This is a genomic window from Mucilaginibacter lutimaris, from assembly GCF_042676625.1.
Classification (GTDB): Bacteria; Bacteroidota; Bacteroidia; order Sphingobacteriales; family Sphingobacteriaceae; genus Mucilaginibacter; species Mucilaginibacter lutimaris.
Window position 1 is genome coordinate 236,541 of record NZ_JBHTIA010000013.1, and the last position, 17,071, is coordinate 253,611.

Here is a 17,071-nt window from a genome sequence, read left to right on the forward strand (position 1 = left end):
CGCAATGTTTCAAACAATAAACTAAGCACTAACTACACCCATCCTTTTTAATAATTTCCGGTTTTCGCGCCTGTGGATCAACTTATAAACCATAGCATAAATAACCGGTAATATTAAAAGGGTAAGAATAGTTGAGGTAACCAGGCCCCCTATCACCACTATGGCTAAGGGTTTTTGGGTTTCGGAGCCTATACCGGTTGACAGCGCGGCAGGCATAAGGCCTATGGCGGCCATCAGGGCGGTCATCACCACCGGGCGCACGCGCGATATCACACCTTCAAGTATGGCCATATCAAGCGGCATGTGCTCTTCCAGGTTCTTGCGGAACACAGAGATCAATATCACACCATTTTGGATACAAACACCAAACAGGGCAATAAAGCCAATACCAGCACTAATGCTGAAGTTGGTATGCGTAATATGCAGCGCAAGTATTCCGCCTATAAGCGCGAAAGGCACGTTCATGATGGTTAGCATGGCATCTTTGGCGTTACCGAAGGTGATGTATAATATCAGGAAGATAACCAACAAACAAATCGGCACTACACGTGCAAGTGTATTTGATGCACGTATCTGGTTCTCGAACTCGCCGTTCCACGTAAAGGCGTAACCTTTATCTAACTTAACAGCGGCGTTCACTTTTTGCTGCGCCTCGGCAATAGTACTGCCCAGGTCGCGGCCACGCACACTAAATTTGACTGCGATGTAGCGCGTGTTATTATCCCTGAAGATAAACGCCGGACCGGTCAGCTGTTTAATTGTTGATATTTCCTTGATGGATATTTTTGAGCCGTTCATGGTAGGTACCATCAGGTTCTCTATTTTCTCTTCGGTATCGCGGAACTGTTTCTGATAACGCAGGCGGATGTCGAACTTACGCTCGCCCTCATACAGTTGCGTAGCAGCTTTACCACCAATGGCCATTTCTATAACCGAGTTTGCATCGGCAGTAGCAACACCATACAGCGCCATTTTTTGCTGGTTTAATTCTATCCTAAACTCGGGTTGGCCAAGGTTGCGCAGTACGCCTAAATCATCTACACCTTTAACATCTTTCAGCACTTTCATTACCGCGTCGGCCTTGTGATCAAGCGTCTCGAAATCGGAGCCAAAGATCTTCACGGCCATACTGGCGTTAACACCGGCTACAGCCTCGTCCACGTTGTCGCGAATAGGCTGCGAGTAGTTAAACACAATGCCAGGCAGTTTACGCAATTGCTGGTCCATCTGATCAATTAAAGCTTCTTCGGATAAGCCTTTTGGCCATTCTTTTTTATTTTTAAGGTCCACCTGGATCTGTACGTTAAAGAAACCCTTAGGGTCGGTACCGTCATTGGTACGGCCCACCTGGGCAAGCGTTTGCTTTACCTCGGGGAATTTCTCCAATATCTGCATCATCTTCTGGTTGATGTTCTCGGCCTGGTTAAGCGATACGCTCATCGGCAGCTCGGCTTCCACCCAAAGGGCGCCCTCGTTCAAATCGGGCAGGAATTCTGTCCCTAAAAACTTAGCCGAAAAGAAAGTTAAAGCCATAAACACAAGCGCGATGATGAGGCTCAGCTTTTGGTTTTTATAGGTAAAGCCAAACATCCTGCGGATACCATTCTCAAAGAACAGTACCACTACATTATGTTTCTCTTTAACGTTCTTTTTAAGCAAGATGCTGGATAATGCGGGAACAAGCGTAAGCGTGAATATCAATGCGCCCAACAAGGCAAAACCTAAGGTGTATGCCAGCGGAGAAAACATTTTACCTTCTACTTTTTGGAATGCGAAAATGGGGATCAAACAAGTGATGATGATAAGTTTAGAGAAGAATATGGCTTTACCCATTTCGGCACCAACATTCTTAAATAAACCAAGTTTGGCTATTTTGTTGAATTTCTCCATACCCAGATCCTTAGCGCGATGATCCAGCGCTACAAAGATGCCCTCTACCATCACCACTGCCCCATCTATGATGATACCAAAATCTACCGCCCCCATCGATAGCAGGTTGGCCGTCATGCCCTTTATGCGCATACAAATAAACGCGAAGAGCAACGCCAGCGGAATAATAATAGCTACGGTTAAGGTAGTCCTCCAATCCGCCATAAACAGGAACACGATAACGGTTACCAGCACAATACCTTCTAACAGGTTATGGATCACCGTTTCGGTACAAAAATCCATCAGGTTGGTACGGTCGTAAAAGGTGTCTATCTTAACATCTTTCGGCAGTACGTTCTCATTAAGGTCCTTTACCTTATCGCGGATCTTATCAAGCACCAGCGCCGGGTTCTCGCCCTTGCGCATTACAATGATACCTTCTATCACGTCCTTTTGCCTGTCGCGGCTTACCTGGCCAAGGCGCGGCAAACCGCTTTCCTTAATATCGGCCACATTGCGGGCAAGTATGGGAACGTTATTTACATTTTTGATGATAATGTTCTGGATCTCGCTGATGTTATTGATCAATCCGATACCACGCACCACAAAGGCCTGGTCGTTCTTTTCAATCACATCGCCACCCACGTTAATGTTGCTGCGGTTAATGGCGTTGTAAACATCTAATGATGTCAGCCCGTATTTTTGCAATAATTGCGGGTTAACGCTTACCTCGTAAGTTTTTTCTTCGCCGCCAAAGCTGTTCACGTCGGCAACGCCCTGGATGGATTTAAACTGGCGGTCCAATATCCAATCTTGTATTGCGGTAAGATCATGAATTGAGGCGGTTTTGCTTTTAAGCGTATAACGATAGATCTCGCCTGTTGGCCCGTAAGGCGGCTCTACCTCGGGCTTAACACCATCGGGCAGGTCGGCATTTTGCAAGCGGCTTAACACCTGCTGGCGTGCAAAGGCATCATCTACATCATCATCAAAAATGATGCGCAGGTATGATAACCCGAAAGACGAAGTTGTACGCAGGTTAACCTTTTTTTGTACCGAGTTAAGCACCGTCTCCATCGGTATGGTGATCATTTTCTCCACCTCTTCGGCACTGCGGCCGGGCCATTGGGCAATTACAATGATTTGCGTATTGGTAACGTCCGGAAACGTCTCTATAGGGGTATTCAAGTAGCTCCAGACGCCCAATACAGCCAGCACCGCAGTCAAAAAGAATACCATCGCCCGGTGCCTGAGCGAGAAGTATATGATATTTTTAATTAGCTTATTCATTTTGCAGAGAGTCAAGAACCAGGAATTCAAGAGTCAAGAAATGCTGAGATCATTCATCTCATTCTTGCCTTGGTTTCCTGATTTCTATACTATAATTTCATTTGATTTTTTTCTTGAATCTTGATTCTTGTTATCTTGATTCTCTTTCTTAGTCTTCCGTCAATGCGTTGTAAAGCAGCAACTGACTCTTGGAGACTACCTTATCACCCGCCTTTAAGCCCGACGCGATGTAAGTAACATCATCAACCGTTTTAATCACATTAACCGGGCGCACCTGCAAATCGCACTTGCTGTTGTAAACCACCACATAGTTCTTGCTGCTGTCAAATATCACTGCAGCAGCCGGGATGGCTACCGAGCTTGAGCCCTCTTTATTGGTGATAAGTACGTTCGTAAACATCTCGGGTTTCAAGAGCATATCGGCATTGCTTAAGGCCACACGCACTTTCATTACCTTATTATCAGGGTCAAGTACCGAACTTATCTCGTCTATTTTACCGTTAAACACTTTATCGGGATAGGCCAGGGTGGTAATTTTGGCATCATACCCTTTTTTAACTTTGGCGATGTCGGTTTCGAAAACGTTTGCCCAGATCCACACATCCTTCATATCTGATATGGTGAACAAACTGCTGCTATTGTCTGGCCTGATAAAGTTACCGGCAGAAATATTTTTCTCGACGATATAACCACTGCCCGGCGCTTTAATAATAAGCGAGCCGCTGGCGCTGGTATTGCCACCGCCATTAATAGCAATCTGGTCGCGGACTTTGCTATTGGCGGCAACCGCTTTATTATAATTTTCTTTTGCTTCTGTGTAATCACGCTCGCTGGAGATCCCGTTCTTGTACAGATACTCGGCTTGCTCTAACTGGCGCTTGTTAATGGCCAGGTCAGATTTGGTTGCGCTTAGGTCAGTATAACTGCCGGCAACATCCGCGCTGCGGATAATTGCAAGCGTTTGGCCCTTGGTTACCTTATCGCCAAGGGAAACCTTAACCTCCATTACCTGCCCGCTTGAAAAGGGGAATACCTTTACCACCTTATTTTCATCGAACGACACCTCGCCGGATAGGGTAAGCTCATCCTTCATGGGTGTGCTTTTGGCGGTATCAATTTTTATCATTTTTTGCAGCGAATCGCTTATGCAAACCTGTTTGGTTTCCATGGTGCCGGTTTTTTTATCCTGGCAAGCGCTAAGGCCAATTAACCCAAGGCCTAAGTATATAATATGCTTTTTCATTAATCTATTGTGCTATTGCTGTATTGTTAGGTGTTATATTGTTTTTTAGCTCCCTCTCCTTCGGAGAGGGCTGGGTTGAGGCTTTCTTACAAAGGCGTCACCACCGTTGTACCCACCGCGAAGTTTAAGTCTGCTATGGCTTTTTGCAGGTTTAACTGCTGCTGTAAGATCTTTATCTTGGTTTCGCGGTACGAGTCGAAAAAGTCTACATACTCCTGCAGGTTTATCTGTTTCAGCTGGTAAGCTTTACTCATCCCCCTGAACAGCTGATCGTACTTGCTGTAAAAATCGTTCTCATGCGTGCCTAATAATTGCTGGCTTAGCTTATACTGCTGCACGGCCGAATACACATCATTCTTTACTTGCAATTCACTATTCTTAAGCGTGTATTCCTGGCTTTGGGCGGCAAGTTTGGCATTTTTGATATTGCCCTGGTTACGGTTAAAAATGGGCAGGGGTAAACTAATTTCTAATCCAACAAAATTGCGGGCGTAGCTGCTGTTTTGGTCATAAGTGCTACCAATAGTAACATCCGGCACGGCCAATGCCTTTTGCAAGGAAAGGTTGTGGTTGCTCTGCTCCAGGGTGTATCTATTAGCAAGATAATCGCCGCGGTTAGCCTTTGCCAGTTCTGCTAACTCTGTTGCATTAAAAGTAGTGCCGTTGTTGTTAAATGTAATTTGTGGCGATATAAATTGGTTAGCGTCTGCAACCAAAAGCGTCTTTAATTCGCTTTGCAGGTCGTTTATCTGGCGGTCAATTTCCACCAGGTCATTCTGCAAACCAAACAAAAGGGCTTTTAAACGGATCAGATCTTTTAGGGAGTTATTACCCGCCTGGTATGATTTATCAGTAGCGTTAACCATATTGGTAGCGGCTGCTATCTCGGTTTGGTACACCCTGCGCTGATTGATAAGGTTGGCTACCTGGCTAAAATCTAACAGGAGATTGTAGTGCAAATTACGTAGCAGATCGTTAAACTGGGCCTGTTGTATATGCACATCATCGTTGGCAATTTGCACCTGCTTGCCGCGCTTACCTGCTGTTTTAAAAACCTGGCTAAGCTGCACCAATATCTGTCCGTTGCCATTGCTATGGTCAAAAAACTTCTTATTGGCATCGGTAATATTTTGGTCGGTGCTTAGGGTTGGGTTATCCCAAAGTTTGGCTTGTATAACCAATGCCTGGGTGGCATCTACGTTATACTTTTGGGCAATTAAACTCAGGTTATTTTGCAGGAATAATTTTTCTGCATCTTTAAAGTTCACCCTGAGCGTATCGGTTTGGGCCGAAGCTTGATGCCCGCAAATAACTGCCAGGGCAAAAAGCATTAGAATTTTATAATACGTGCGTAACATTAGTGCTTGTTTGATAGTACCAAAACTATCGCACCCATATTAGAGACACATTAAAGGTGAATTAGAATACAATTAGAATTGTCTGACCAGAATTTGAGAATTAACAGAATATGAATTTCAGGCATTCCTTACGCAGTCGCCCGGCTCTTGCCGAGTGACGACTATTATAAGGTTTCTGGCCGCTATCAAAACAGCTTTAAAAACGTTGTGAAGATCAGTTTTTCAAAAACTCTACCACAAAGCTACTCCCCGATTTGCCGTCTGATTCCACCCTTATCGTTCCCTTAAAAAGTTCGATGATCTTGCTGGTGATGTAGAGGCCTATACCGCTGCCGGGGATGTTTTTATCGCGATTGGCGCGGAAAAACGGGGTGAAGACCTTCTCCGCGTTTTCTTTACTAATGCCCGGGCCGTTATCGCTCACGGCAATTTTGATGTGCGATTCATTAGCCTCAAAACTTAACGTAACAGGGGATGGTTCTGAATATTTAAAGGCGTTATCAATAATGTTGTTAAGGGCGATGTAAAGCATTGATTTATTGGCCGGTATGGTTAATACCTCTTCATCATCGGGCAGGGTGGCTAACTGAATTTTAAGCATGCCCACCCCTTTCCTTGCCGACCATTGCTCCTCCAGTTCCCAAACCAGTTCGTCGACCCTTACCGGGCTTAGTTTAGCCTGGGTGTAGTTAAGGTCAACCTGAGCCAGCTCCATCAAACTGGTGATGGTTTCCTGCAGGCGTGCGCCATCAATAGCTATTGAGGCCAGGATGCGTTTATATTCGCTTTGGTCGCGTTCTTTCTCCAACGCCAACTCTACCTCGCCAATAATACTGGTTAACGGTGTGCGCAACTCGTGCGAGGCGTTGGCAACAAAGGTTTGCTGCAATTCAAAAGCGTTTTGTAGATGGGCCAGCAGGCTATTAAAATTGTCTATCAATTCGGCAATCTCATCGCGGCTTTTGACCTGGCTTACCCGCATGTGCAGATTGCTGGACCGGATGTTCCTGATCTGCGCAATGATCTTATCTACCGGCGACAGGGCCTTTTGCGCGAACATCCGCCCGGCAAAAAACAACCCTGTTCCAAAAATGATGAACAGTATAACGGTGATCTTCCCAAGCATCATTAAACGCCGTGCCGAGTTTTCATCAACCGCAGATGCCAGTATCACAAAATCGCCCTGGTTATCTTTATAAAACTTACCTACAACTTTTCGGTCGCCCTCTTCATACTCCATATAACCTTCGCGGCGTACCTGGTCAATTATTGCCCTCGTCCAATAAATATTGTGATTCATTTTAAAGGCCGAAAGGTTATTTTGGTCGTAGATCCTGATCACCTCATCCGGCAGTTTCTCGAGGTATTTTTGCTGAATTTGCAGCATGCTGTCTGCCGCCAACTCATCGGCTTTTAAATATAGTTGCGAAGCCAGGTTGGTACGATCGGTAAGGCGGCTATAAAAATCGGCAGTAAAAAAAGAATACACTGCTATATACAATGCCACCAATACCAGCAGCAGTGCCCCCGAACTAATGAGCGTAAAGTATAACGATAACCGGGTCTTTATTTTCAATTAGTGATTTATTGAATTAGCGATTTATTGAATTTCATTAGTCTTTTAAGATATACCCCATCCCTATTACCGTATGGATCAGCTTTTTATCAAACCCCTTTTGAATTTTGTTGCGTAGATAATTTACATATACATCCACCATGTTGGTACCCGTATCAAAGTTTATCCCCCATACCCGCTCCATAATATACTCGCGCGATAGAAGCTTGCCGGGGTTATTCATCAGCAGTTCCAATAAGCTATACTCTTTGGCGGTAAGATTTATTTGTTTGCCCTCCCGCTCGGCAGTTTTGTCCCAGGTATTTAGCTTTAACCCGCCAAAACTTAAGATATGGTCTTCATCATCGGCCAACTTTTTGCGGCGCAGCAGGGCTTCTATCCTTGCCAGCAATTCGTTAAAATGGAATGGCTTAACCAGGTAATCATCAGCACCGGAGTGCAGGCCGCTTACCTTATCATCTATAGTACCAAGGGCGCTTAACATCAATATTGGCAATTGTGGCTGATGTTTACGTACCTGCCTGCAAATTTCTATACCGCTCATATCGGGCAGCATAACATCCAATATCACTAAGTTATATCGCTGTGCACATACCATTTCTAACGCGGTTTCGCCGGTGTCGGCAATATCCACCTCGTAGCCGTGCTCGTTCAGCCCCTTTTTTATAAATGATGAAACCTTTTCCTCGTCTTCTACAACACAGATCCTGATCATTATTTAGTATTTAATAATGGCGGTTGAGCCCATTTGTCAATTTACTTTCACAAATATACATTGTAACCTATATAAAACATGTTTGCATTTGATAGCAAACCCCATTTGCTTAGGTTTGCCGCATGACAAATAACACTACCAGCAAGTTACACCCGGCAATTATCCCGCTAATGGCCGTTGCGGCAGGTGTTACGGTAGCTAATATATATTATAACCAACCCATTCTTAATGATATAGGCCAATCGGTACATGCCTCGGGGGCCGAAATTGGCAAGGTATCGATGTTCGCACAATTGGGTTACGGCCTGGGGATGTTTTTTCTCATCCCCCTTGGCGATAAGGTAAACCGCAAAAACCTTATCCTGTTATTAAGCACATTACTGATGATAGCCCTTGCAGGTTTTAGTTTTGCCACACAACTTTATCAGGTGTATGCACTGAGCTTGCTGGTTGGGCTGCTGGCTACATCCGCCCAAATATTAATGCCTATGGCCGCCACTTTAGATAGCGTTAACCGGGGCAAAACGGTTGGCAAAGTATTTAGCGGCATTCTGGTGGGGATATTGGGCGCACGCGTAATTAGTGGATTAATTGCCGGCTGGCTGGGCTGGCGTTTTGTTTACGGTATATCGGCGGGAATGGTGTTCATCATGGCCATATTACTTAAACTTTACCTGCCCAACGTTCCGCCGAAGTTTAAGGGTAACTATGTGGGTTTACTGAAGTCGGCGCTATCATTAGTAGGCGAGTTTAAAATATTGAGGCAGGCGGCATTGCTTGGCTTTTTCACCTTCGGCATCTTTTGCTCCTTTTGGACCACCCTCACTTTTCACCTCAGCAATGCGCCGCTTAATTTTTCGGCAAGCACCATTGGGTTGTTTGGGTTTATAGCTATTGGCGGGGCGCTGGTTGCCCCATGGTTTGGTAAACTGGCCGATAAAGGCAATACACACCGCTCGCTGCTCATTTCTGTAGGGATGGTCATAGCAAGTGTTATTCTTTTAAAGATATTCCCTTATTCGATCGTTGCACTTGTAGTAGCCATTTTCTTTTTAGACATTGGCGTACAAGCTACACAAATAACCAACTTTGCCCGCATCTACGCGCTGGATGAGCATGCACACAGCCGCTTAAATACCATTTATATGACCACCTATTTCATTGGTGGCTCGGCAGGCACATACTTTGGCCTGCTTAGCTGGAAACTTGGTGAATGGAACATGAGCACCTGGCAAATGCTGCTATGGGGAGTAATAGCTATTGGCATTGTGATGATGAGTAAAGAGAAAGTAAAAGCAGCCTAAACAATAAGCTTTTAAACAGCCTTTACCTTTCGTTTAATATGGTCTGCCAGCCTAATGGTTAGCGCTACCAACGTAAGCGTTGGGTTCGGCGCGGCGGCAGTAGCGTAACAAGATGCGCCGGCCATATACAGGTTGGCTATACCATGCACCTTGCAATTAGCGTCTACCACACCTTTTGTAGGGTCGGCCGCCATGCGGGTTGTGCCCATGTGATGCCAGCCGCCGCCGGTAAATTCGGGCCAGGTATTATCGTTCTCATCGCGCAGGTAATCCATCAGCCTAACGCGCCCGCCGTTGGTGATGCCAATTTGCTCGCCGATAATTTTATAGATGCCTCGCAGGCTATGTTTCTCTAACGGGGTGAGTTCCCAGTGCAGCATGGCGCGGGGAACACCAAGTGCATCTTTTTCAACATCTAAGGTAACGCGGCTATTGGGGTTTGGCGCCTGCTCTAAACGTGTAAATAGCTGGTATGACCTATGTCCTTCTTTTTTCGCGCCATCCTTGTTGGCCTGGTCAAGTTTGGCAAAGTTCTTTTTAGTTTGGGCGGTATCGGCCGTCCACATATCAATAAAAGCGGGTTGGTTTTTGGCGATATCCAATGGTGTAAGTGATGCCGTGCCATTCAAAATTTTATACTTGCGCTGCATTTTCTCGCTAATTGCCAGTTCGGCACGGGCCTTGGTTATCTCCCACTCCCAATGATACAGCTTCAATACATCGGGTTTAGCAAGCCATAGCTCTGCTGATTTTATCTCGAGGTGTTCCATAAAATATCGGCCCACATTATCATGCTGATTACCCAGGCCTTTTGGCATTTGCTTATTTGAGGCCAGCAGCAGGCGCGCGTTCTGTATAGAGCAGCAGGCAATAATAAACTGTTTGGCCTTAACGGTATGCTGTTTACCTGCCAGGTTCTTTACGGTTACCTGCGTTACCGCTGATGCATTTTCATTAGCTGTAATATCCGTTACATTGGCGTAGGTATACAGGTGTATGTTAGGCGCTTTCACAATGGTATCGCGGTACTTGGTACCAAAGCGTGTGGGCTTACTAAATTGCCACATCTTGTTATAAACCGCATCGCCATCAAAGGGGAGCGATTTTAACTCAGGGTCTTTACCCTGCCAGTATTTTACATCATATTCGTACGGGCCAAGGTCGAGGTTTTTGTGGGCACGCGGATAATATGGATCCAGGTCTTCGCGCGTAATTGGCCACCCACTATGCGGTACCCATTCGCGTTCCTTAAAATCGATAGCGTCAAAGGTGGAACAAAAGCCCGACCAATGCCCCGTAGTACCCCCAAAGTAATGCAGCCTTGCCGACTCGAGCGGGTAATATCGTTGCCCGGTAGTTTTACCTTTGTATAGGTCCTGCATTTGCTTTTCATACTCAAAGCCGCCGCCCTCAAGCAGGATGACTTTATACGGCGTATTCAAAAATTCCAGTGCCGCGCTAATGCCCGCCGCCCCGGAACCAACAATGCAGATATCGCCCTCGATGATGCTGTTATTTTCGATATTTCTCGCGTCGATATGCATGGCTTAAGCTTTAAGTAAAGTATAAAGTGCACACTGCCTTGCTTCGGTTTGCGACATTACCCAACCGCTTACCTGCAGCACCCTTCCGGTCTTAAAATCGGCGGTTACTTGTTTATCAAGCAGTGTTTGGATCTCATCCTTACTAAGTTTAGCCACATCTTTGCCACCCATTAGCAGTTGAGCTAATTTTTCCCGGTCGTTTTCTGTGGCATGTGTTTTCAGGTAATCCGCCCCCGCCTCCTTTATGGTTTTAGCATCCACCAAGTGTGAAAACAATAGCGGTTGCGCTATAGCCATTTCCTTTGACCCGCTATTACAGCTTTCAGCAAAAGGCAGCGTAAGCGCAATTGCCGTGAAGGCTGATAATTTTACAAACAACCTACGTTCCATGGTTAGTTTTTTACGGTTTCAAGCTTCATGGCATCCAGGCCACGCTCCTTTATCAGTTCGGTATAGTTGGTCAGTTCAAATTTTAGTCCCACCAGCTTCTTAAACTCCGGAGATAGCAGCATGTTCAGTTCTGTTTGGCGGTGCAGGGCGGTAAGCGGCTTTCCTGCTTTGGTGTTCATCATACTGCTGTTCATGTCAAACAAGGCGTTCATTTCTGGGTCTTGCAGGGCAACATGTATCACTACAAGGTTGGGCCTGGTCTTGCTTAACTTGTTGGTTATATAAGCTAAAAACGCTTTCTTTTTTGTGGCGACAGGCTCACCCCACATTTCCTTATAGGTTTCGCCAAAGTACACCTGTTCGCTTAGGGTAGATATACCCAGTTTATATTTTTTTGCCAGCTTTTCGGTTAATGCCCTCAATGCCGGGGTCGACAAAGCGATGCCCATGTGCGGGTCTATATAAGATATTTTTAAGCCGGATGCCAGGGCACGTTCTATTTGTGCCGATAATTCCTTTTCAACCTCTTCTATCTTATACCCGCTTTTAGCAAATGCCTCAGTACTTTGATAAAAGTAGCCATTCTTATCAACCAGGCTTGGCACCGCTTCGCGGCCTGTAACTGCCCCCCAACGATAATTCTTCCACTCGGAGGTTAGGGTGAGGTGTACGCCAACGCTTATCTGCGGGTTTTTCTTCAATATCTCTACTGCTTCCTGGTACCAGGGGCAGGCAAACTGCACCGAGGCTGAGAACGGCATTTTGGTATCCGCCATTTTTTTCATGGCCATGTTTACAGAATGGTTCATGCCGATGTCGTCCAAACGCAGCAACAGTTTCGGCAAGATCTGGATAGACATTTGTGCCAATGCGGTTTGTAAAAGCCCAATAGATAATAGTAAACAGAACAAGTATTTTATATTTTTCATAACAGGTAGATTATACTTTTAAGAAGGTTTTTTTGCGGTAGAGGAAGTATAAGAACATCCATTTCACCATCACAAAACAGATGGCCATCACTACAATATTGTACGGCTCGCCAACCAGTTCGCCCAGCCAGCCAAAGAAACCGTTTGTGGCATAATTCCAATTGATGAATTTGCTGGAAATGTAAATAAGTATGGAATTCATGCCAATTACCTTGAAGTAAAATGCCCAGGCTTTGTAGCCCAACACATCTATCACATAGTAAAACAGCGCAAGCAATAACAGGCTTAAACCGCCCACGTGCAGCACAAACGAGCTTGTCCACAGGTTCTTATTGATCGGGAAATCCAGATTCCAGATTTGCGCCAGCACCAAAAATACTATCCCCACAACAGCCAAAATAAACGCTTTGCGGCCTTTATGCTGGTGCCCGGTTTTTAATAAGCTCCCGGCCAACACTCCCAATAATCCCGTACTAATGGCGGGAATGGTAGAGAACAACCCTTCAGGATCATGAATGCCGAGGTAAAGTTTGCCCGGCAGTATCAGCCTGTCCATATAAGAGGCAAAGTTACCCTGCATGGTCAGATCGCCGGGGGCAAAACCGGGAGCGGATGTAAATTTTAAAAGCAGGTAGTAGCCGATTATAAAGAACCAGAAAAACGCCATTTGCCATTTGCGGTTGGCGTACAGGTAAATAATATTGGCGAACATATAAGCGATACCTATGCGGCCAAGAACCGATGCGAAGCGGATCTCTTCGAAAGGTTTCAATGTTTTCAGCCCGTTGTTTACCAGCAGGCCAAGCAGCACCAAAATGGCCGCGCGTTTCATTACCCGCATAACCAGCTGACCTTTGGTTGCGCCCTTTTCTAACTCTCGACCGGTTGAATAAGGCGTTGCCACTCCCGCCAGGAACAAAAACAGCGGGAAGATGAGGTCGTACAGATGGAAGCCGTTCCAGTCGGGATGGGTAAACTGGTTGGCGATGGTTTTCCAGAAAGGCGAGCCAGTTGCTTTGGCAAGCGTATGAAAAATTTCTTCGCCACCCAATATCCAAAACATATCGAAGCCGCGTAGGGCATCAAGCGAGTAAAGGCGCTCGTAGGTAAACGGCGATGTATTAACACCATCAGATGCAGAAATTTCTTCGGCTTTTTTTTCGGTCATTTAATAATGAATGATAGGGTGTGAACAAACCGGCAAAGGCCACCGGCACGGGTTAATAATTGCTTTTTAAATATAAGATACTTTTTAAAGAATTTGCAAAAGTTTTTTAACGCGTCCTTCTATTCACTCCTTGGGGAGGGGCGCGGAGCCAGAGTGATAGCAGGGAGGGGTAAGTTCGAATTAAACGCCGGCGAAACCCCTCCCTGCACCCTTCCGTGGGAGGGAATCGCAAAGCCCCAATATTATGCCCGCTAACTTTCCGTACATAAAAATGCGTGATTTGCGGTATATGGGTTGCACTTGGCTTTGTACAACTTTAATACATCATTTGCATTACGCCAAACTGCCCCCGCTTTTGTGAATGCAGATGCGATCCTACACCTATTGATATGTATAAAAGCCAAATCCAGTTTAAACCAACCGCGTTTTTTAAATTTTTAGCGCTTTTGTTGTTGATGTCCCCTATCAGGATAATCGCGCAGCCCGGTCATACCGACACCCTCGCTGCCGAGTTGAAAAAATTTCCGGACAACATAACCCTACGCCTCAAACTTGCTAACGCGCAGCTTAAAAGTGGCAATATAGACACCGCGCAGATCCTGTTTGCAGAGGTGGCTATTCTGGCAAACAAATCCGATAACGCCAAAGATTACATTGAAGCCCGCATAAACCTCGGCCGCATAAACGCCGATAAGGGCGAAAATATTAAAGCCCTGGGCAATTATCAGCAAGCCTTCACAAAAGCCGAACAAATAAATGATAAGGATCTGGTAGCTCATATCTACAAACACATTGGCGCGCTATACATTAGCTGGAAAAAGTTTGATGACGCCCTTAGTTACTATGAAAAGGCCGAAACTATTGCCCGCGAAATTAACAATGAAGAACTGGTTGCCGATTGCCAGAACAACAAAGGCACCGTTTACGAGCAGCAGTTAAAGTACGATAAAGCCATTGTTGCTTACAAGAACGCACTTGACGTTTATACCCGAAAAAACATCACTGCAAAGATCTCTATGGCGCTAAGTAATGTAGCCATAGTTTATAAATTTCAAAAGAATTACGGTTCTTCGCTTGAGTATAATTTAAGGGCCTTAAAGCTATCAGAAAAAACGGGCGACAAATGGATGATGGCGGCCACTTATAACAACATTGGCAACCTGTATGGCGAAATGGGAGAATATAAAAACGCGCTTACTTACTGCAACAAAAGCATCGCTATAGCAAAAAAAATAAATGCCATTGAAATTGTTGAGGCAGCCTACGAAAGTATGGCCGATGCTGCTGCCAAAGCCGGCGATTATAAAAATGCTTTTAACTACCATAAGCTTTATGCCACCACTAAAGACAAATTTATCAATGTTGAAAGTACCCGGCAGCTATCGGAACTGAACGTAAAATTTGAGACCGAACGCAAACAGAAGCTGATACAGCTGCAACAGTTTGAGATAACCCGCCGAAATACTACCATAGCCATTATAGCGGCATTATTTGTGGTGGCTATTATTATAGGCACACAAGCTTACCGTAGCTACAAATTGAAACAAGCCGGCGTTTTACAGGCGGCGGTTTTGTATCAGCAGGACATGGCCACCAAGGGTATAATACAAGCCGAAGAAAAGGAACGCAAACGGATAGCAGCCGATCTGCATGATGGTGTGGGGCAGTTGTTTTCGGCGGTGCGTATGAACCTGAGCAGTCTGATGGACCGCGTAGTTTTAGTGAATGCCGATGAGCAGGCCCTTGCCGAAAAAACCCTTGCCATGGTTGATGAAAGCTGTAAGGAAGTACGCACCATAGCCCACCAGATGATGCCGAATATCCTGTTGAAGATAGGTCTGGCATCGGCCATTAAAGACTTTGTGAACAAGATAGATTCGCAGCACTTAAAAGTAAACCTGGAGGCCTACGGGCTGGAAGAACGCCTTGACAATAACGTTGAGATAGTACTTTACCGGGTTGTGCAGGAGTGTGTTAATAATGTTATAAAACATGCTAAAGCAAACCGCCTGGATATTAACCTAACCCGCGAGGCTGATAATATTTCGGTAACCATTGAAGATAACGGTATTGGCTTTAACACACAGGATAAGATGAAATTTGAGGGCATAGGCCTTAAAAATATCATCACCCGTGTAAGCTATCTAAAAGGTACGGTTGATATATCATCCGACCAGAACAAGGGCACGCTTGTGGCGATATATATCCCGCTTAAAGCTTAAATTTAAAATAGTTTTTTGCATTGTAGTAGCAGATATCCTGTATCACTTTACCTGTCCATTCAATGTCGTTTGGCAGTTCGCCATTCACAATATCATCAGCAAACAGGTTACAAAGTATGCGCCTGAAATATTCGTGGCGGGGAAACGACAGGAAGCTGCGCGAATCGGTAAGCATACCTATAAAACGGCTCAGCAGCCCCATGTTAGAGAGGGCGTTGATCTGCCGGATCATGCCATCCTTCTGATCCTGAAACCACCACGCCGACCCATATTGAATTTTACCTGCAACAGAGCCATCGTTAAAGTTACCTATCATGGCGGCCATCATTTCATTATCAGCCGGGTTAAGGTTGTAAATAATGGTTTTGGCAAGGCGTTCGTCCTTATCCAGTTTATTCAAAAACTTTGCAAGCGGCCGGGCCTGGCTAAAATCGCCCATAGAGTCAAAACCTGTGTCAGGCCCAAGCTGGCTAAGCAGGCGGCTGTTGTTGTTACGCAAAGCCCCTAAATGGAACTGCTGTACCCAATCCTTCTCCTGGTTCCATACCGCGAAGTTGTACAACATGGCCGATTTAAACTTTACCTTTTCAGTATTAGTGACCTTCTTTTCGGTACGCACCTTCTCAAAAATGTCGCGCATTTCCTCATCTGTATATTCCTCGGCATACATGTGCTCAACACCGTGGTCGGCCACCGTACAGCCATTAGCGGCAAAATAATGGTGCCGGTTTTTTAGCGCGTACAAATAATCTTCAAAGGTATTGATGCTGGTATTAGATACTTCCTCGAGCCTGTTGATGTAAGCGTTTAGCACTACCACATCCTCAATGTACATCGCCCTATCCGGCCGGAACGCCGGGAAAACTTTTGAAGTTGCTCCATCCCTTTTAATTTGATCGTGGTGGCTAAGGTCATCAAGTGGGTCATCGGTAGTGCATATGACCTCTACATTCATTTTTTTGATGAGCTGCTGTACCGAAAACTCCGGGCTTTGCAGCTTATCAGAACAATCGTCGTATATAAAATCGGCAGTGCCCGGCATCAGGCGTGATGTTATGCCAAAATACCGCTGTAACTCAAGATGTGTCCAGTGATATAGCGGGTTGCGCAGGGTATAAGGGACGGTATCCGCCCATTGCTGAAATTTCTCTCTATCGGGCTTGCTGCCGGTAATGTAAGCTTCATCTATACCGTTGGCACGCATAGCGCGCCATTTATAATGGTCGCCCTGCAACCATGCCTGGGTTATGCTGGCAAAATTAATATTCCCGGCAATTTGATCGGGCGGCAGGTGGCAGTGGTAATCTATAATGGGGAGGTCTTTCGCGTGGTTGTGATACAGATCGCGTGCGGTATCAGAATGCAGCAAAAAGTCCTCATCTAAAAAGCTCTTCATAATTGGCTAATAAAAAGGCAATGTATTAAAAATGTTTAATACATTTTTTTGCAAAGCACGCAAACGT

Annotated in this window: 12 protein-coding genes; 2 read left to right on the plus strand and 10 right to left on the minus strand. The window is 45.4% G+C overall.

Features of this window, described 5'->3' with window-relative positions:
* Positions 1–21: 21 nt before the first annotated feature.
* The 5 genes from ACFQZI_RS18985 to ACFQZI_RS19005 form a co-directional block, all read right to left on the minus strand.
* Complete coding sequence (locus ACFQZI_RS18985) at positions 22–3,159, minus strand: efflux RND transporter permease subunit (RefSeq protein WP_377145321.1); 3,138 nt, start codon at positions 3,157–3,159, stop codon at positions 22–24.
* A 148-nt stretch (positions 3,160–3,307) separates the two neighbouring features.
* On the minus strand, positions 3,308–4,402 hold the full coding sequence (locus tag ACFQZI_RS18990; RefSeq protein ID WP_377145323.1) for an efflux RND transporter periplasmic adaptor subunit: 1,095 nt from the start codon (positions 4,400–4,402) through the stop codon (positions 3,308–3,310).
* A gap of 86 nt (positions 4,403–4,488) precedes the next feature.
* Positions 4,489–5,760: a TolC family protein gene (locus ACFQZI_RS18995; protein ID WP_377145324.1), complete on the minus strand. Its 1,272-nt coding sequence runs from the start codon at positions 5,758–5,760 to the stop codon at positions 4,489–4,491.
* Between the two features lie 214 nt (positions 5,761–5,974).
* A complete protein-coding gene (locus tag ACFQZI_RS19000; protein ID WP_377145327.1) occupies positions 5,975–7,336 on the minus strand; it encodes a sensor histidine kinase in 1,362 nt (453 codons plus the stop codon).
* Between the two features lie 37 nt (positions 7,337–7,373).
* Positions 7,374–8,051: a response regulator transcription factor gene (locus ACFQZI_RS19005; RefSeq protein WP_377145330.1), complete on the minus strand. Its 678-nt coding sequence runs from the start codon at positions 8,049–8,051 to the stop codon at positions 7,374–7,376.
* A gap of 122 nt (positions 8,052–8,173) precedes the next feature.
* On the opposite strand from ACFQZI_RS19005, the gene ACFQZI_RS19010 reads away from it, so the two are divergent.
* Entirely contained in the window at positions 8,174–9,355 is a 1,182-nt protein-coding gene (locus tag ACFQZI_RS19010) for an MFS transporter (RefSeq protein WP_377145332.1), read from the plus strand.
* 11 nt (positions 9,356–9,366) lie between these two features.
* On the opposite strand, the gene ACFQZI_RS19015 is transcribed toward ACFQZI_RS19010, so the two are convergent.
* Genes ACFQZI_RS19015 through ACFQZI_RS19030 form a run of 4 tightly spaced genes read right to left on the minus strand, consistent with a single transcriptional unit; the run spans position 9,367 to position 13,386 of the window.
* Positions 9,367–10,899, minus strand: coding sequence for an FAD-dependent oxidoreductase (locus ACFQZI_RS19015; protein ID WP_377145334.1), 1,533 nt, complete (start codon positions 10,897–10,899; stop codon positions 9,367–9,369).
* 3 nt (positions 10,900–10,902) lie between these two features.
* Positions 10,903–11,289: a hypothetical protein gene (locus ACFQZI_RS19020; RefSeq protein ID WP_377145336.1), complete on the minus strand. Its 387-nt coding sequence runs from the start codon at positions 11,287–11,289 to the stop codon at positions 10,903–10,905.
* Positions 11,290–11,291: 2 nt separating this feature from the next.
* Positions 11,292–12,218 carry a ChbG/HpnK family deacetylase gene (locus ACFQZI_RS19025; RefSeq protein WP_377145338.1) on the minus strand — a complete coding sequence of 309 codons (927 nt, stop codon included), beginning with the start codon at positions 12,216–12,218 and terminating at the stop codon, positions 11,292–11,294.
* A 10-nt stretch (positions 12,219–12,228) separates the two neighbouring features.
* Positions 12,229–13,386, minus strand: a complete 1,158-nt coding sequence (locus ACFQZI_RS19030; protein ID WP_377145339.1) for an acyltransferase family protein — start codon at positions 13,384–13,386, stop codon at positions 12,229–12,231.
* 389 nt (positions 13,387–13,775) lie between these two features.
* On the opposite strand from ACFQZI_RS19030, the gene ACFQZI_RS19035 reads away from it, so the two are divergent.
* Positions 13,776–15,608: a tetratricopeptide repeat-containing sensor histidine kinase gene (locus ACFQZI_RS19035; RefSeq protein ID WP_377145341.1), complete on the plus strand. Its 1,833-nt coding sequence runs from the start codon at positions 13,776–13,778 to the stop codon at positions 15,606–15,608.
* On the opposite strand, the gene uxaC is transcribed toward ACFQZI_RS19035, so the two are convergent.
* Positions 15,598–17,004, minus strand: coding sequence for a glucuronate isomerase (gene uxaC / locus ACFQZI_RS19040; protein ID WP_377145343.1), 1,407 nt, complete (start codon positions 17,002–17,004; stop codon positions 15,598–15,600). The two genes, ACFQZI_RS19035 and uxaC, sit on opposite strands and share 11 nt — an antisense overlap.
* Positions 17,005–17,071 lie beyond the last annotated feature (67 nt).